We start from the raw sequence: 1,835 nt of genomic DNA, 5'->3' as shown, positions 1-1,835 counted from the left end.
CGGGTACTTCTTCGGGGCGGCCATGGCCTCGGGTCCTCTCATGAGGCCCATCTGACCCGCTGTCACCATCCGCCGCATCTCGGGGGAAGCTCACCTCGGTGCGCGACTCCGCGAGTTGCGCACCGAGACCGGTCTGACCGGCCGCGAGTTTGCTGTACAGCTCGGCTGGCCGGCTTCGAAGGTCTCCAAGCTGGAGAACGGCAAGCAGACACCCAGCATCGCCGACCTTGTTACTTGGGCCAAGACCGCCGGACAACCCGATGCCGTCGCCGAGTTGAAGGGGCGGCTGCACGGCCTGGAGTCCCGGTATCGGACCTGGAAGCGCCTGCTTGCCGGGGGCCATCGTGCCCGGCAGGAGGCTGGGATCGCCCACACCCGTGAGACCACTGTGACCCGGGGCTACGAGAGCGGCATCATCCCGGGAGTCTTCCAAACCGCCGAGTATGCCCGCTCGGTTCTGACCCACTTCACGGATCTCCACGGCACCCCTCGGGACATCGAAGAAGGCGTGCGTGCCCGAATCCGCCGCCAGGAGGCGCTGTACGAACCGGGAAAGCGTTTCCAGTTCATTCTGGCCGAGGCAGCGCTCTACGTCCGAATCTGCCCGCCTGAAGTTCTAATAACGCAACTCGACAGACTCACGGGACTGTTGGGGATGGATACCGTGACACTAGGAATCGTTCCGCTCGGCGCCCCGGTGACAGTGGTGCCGAAGCACGGCTTCTGGATCTTCGATGATCGCCTGGTGATCGTTGAGACCTGGAACACGGAGATGTGGCTGGACGACGACGCCGACGTGGCCCTGTACTCCGCTATCTGGAACAGGCTCAACAAGACTGCTGTGTATGGTCCATCAGCTCATCGCCTGGTCGTTCGTGCCCGGGGAGCTCTTGCGTCGACGTGAGCAACATCCAGAAGACTGGAAAGGGCCGTAGAAATCCGGAGAAATCCTGGCCGTCCTGCATGGCCCCACGCCCTACCGTCCTGGTTAACCAGGTTGTGGTGTCGATCCCACAACCCACCGTTGAGCCCAACCCGGAGTACGGAGGCGGCCAGTGCCCACATCGACGGAAGCACGGATCGTCGTCGAGATCGAAGACATCACCGCACCAGCCACGTTCAGCCGCCTGTCCGACGCACTGGCCGCACTGTGGGCGTCCCTCCGGGAGCTGCCGCTCGGCTGGCAACAGCACGAGGCGTACCGGTACTTCCTCGGCGAAGGCGCCGAGCAGCGGGTTGAGGACCACCTCGCTCGCGGTGAGATGGTCCTGAGCTTCGCGATGGCCGGGCGATCTCATCTCGTGCGCGTCCGCCGCGAGAAGCCGGTGGCCTGACCGTGGACGACCTGCAGCTTGAGTACCGCCAGGTCGCCGAGCGCCGACAGCGGCAATGCCCGGATCCGCTCGGGTCGCTCATCGCGTACGTCCTGTCGAGCGCCTGCGTCGTTCTCCTGGCGGCCACGCTGCTCATGTCGGCACGTCGGCACTGAACAGCGCCAGCCCCAATGAGCCCCCGCCCCGGCCGACTTGCTGCCAGGCCGTCCGACCGGAGCGGGTCCACGCCACCGAACGACCCGGCCGCCGATCAGCAGCCGGCTCGCCTCAGTGAGAGGAGAGTCCAGTATGACCACACCTCCCATTCCCCTGCCCGGTCCCGACAAGCCGCCGGGCCCGATGGTCCCGGCCTCCGGCACCCGGACCGGCCCCGCGCGACGCTGCGCGAGGCCCAAGAAGCGCACCAACTAGGCAGTGTCCTGGCGATCACGAGCGAAGCCAGATGACGAGTGCGGCTGCGGTGACGGTGCCGAGGTAGACGTAGCCGCGCTTGTCGAATCT

General features: G+C 66.0%; 4 protein-coding genes. All 4 read left to right on the top strand.

The features are described 5' to 3' along the window. The first annotated feature begins 67 nt into the window (after window positions 1-67). Complete coding sequence (locus ACWDAK_RS41120) at window positions 68-904, top strand: helix-turn-helix domain-containing protein (RefSeq protein WP_427396344.1); 837 nt, start codon at window positions 68-70, stop codon at window positions 902-904. Between the two features lie 151 nt (window positions 905-1,055). After that, window positions 1,056-1,334, top strand: coding sequence for a hypothetical protein (locus tag ACWDAK_RS41115; protein WP_344640735.1), 279 nt, complete (start codon window positions 1,056-1,058; stop codon window positions 1,332-1,334). 2 nt (window positions 1,335-1,336) lie between these two features. Next, on the top strand, window positions 1,337-1,489 hold the full coding sequence (locus ACWDAK_RS41110) for a hypothetical protein (protein WP_427396343.1): 153 nt from the start codon (window positions 1,337-1,339) through the stop codon (window positions 1,487-1,489). A 133-nt stretch (window positions 1,490-1,622) separates the two neighbouring features. After that, a complete protein-coding gene (locus ACWDAK_RS41105) occupies window positions 1,623-1,745 on the top strand; it encodes a hypothetical protein (protein WP_427396342.1) in 123 nt (40 codons plus the stop codon). Window positions 1,746-1,835 lie beyond the last annotated feature (90 nt).

Source organism: Kitasatospora sp. NPDC001175 (assembly GCF_053598215.1).
The sequence above is the reverse complement of the archived record's forward strand: the minus strand, read 5'-3'. Positions and strand labels throughout refer to the sequence as shown.

Excerpts from the sequence above, each read along its gene's own strand:
- ACWDAK_RS41105 (WP_427396342.1), top strand. The coding sequence starts at position 1,623 with ATGACCACACCTCCCATTCCCCTGCCCGGTCCCGACAAGCCGCCGGGC.